General features: G+C 45.7%; 1 protein-coding gene. It reads right to left on the bottom strand.

Translation table 11 applies throughout. The features are described from left to right. The coding region (locus tag H5092_RS20905) for a GTP-binding protein (RefSeq protein ID WP_182716934.1) at positions 1–527 on the bottom strand (527 nt) is incomplete at both ends.

A 527-nucleotide genomic window follows, 5' to 3' on the forward strand; every position in this document is an offset into this window, starting at 1 on the left:
CACTCTTTCTCGCCTTCTAACGCTTTAAGCGCAGAACCAGCGATTAGAGGTAAGTCATCACCTGGGAAATCGTATTCAGAAAGAAGTTCACGAACTTCCATTTCTACTAGTTCAAGTAGCTCTTCGTCATCAACCATGTCACATTTGTTCATGAACACAACGATGTAAGGAACGCCAACTTGACGAGAAAGAAGGATGTGCTCACGTGTTTGTGGCATAGGGCCATCTGTCGCAGCAACTACTAAGATCGCGCCATCCATTTGAGCAGCACCAGTGATCATGTTTTTAACATAATCGGCGTGACCAGGACAATCTACGTGTGCGTAGTGACGTGTAGGAGTATCGTATTCAACGTGAGACGTTGAAATAGTGATACCACGTTCGCGCTCTTCTGGAGCGTTGTCGATTGATGCGAAATCTTTAGCAACACCGCCGTATACTTTTGCAAGTACGTTAGTGATTGCTGCAGTTAGTGTAGTTTTACCGTGGTCAACGTGGCCGATTGTACCAACGTTTACGTGCGGTTT

This window comes from Pseudoalteromonas sp. SR41-7, assembly GCF_014163935.1.
Classification (GTDB): Bacteria; Pseudomonadota; Gammaproteobacteria; order Enterobacterales; family Alteromonadaceae; genus Pseudoalteromonas; species Pseudoalteromonas distincta.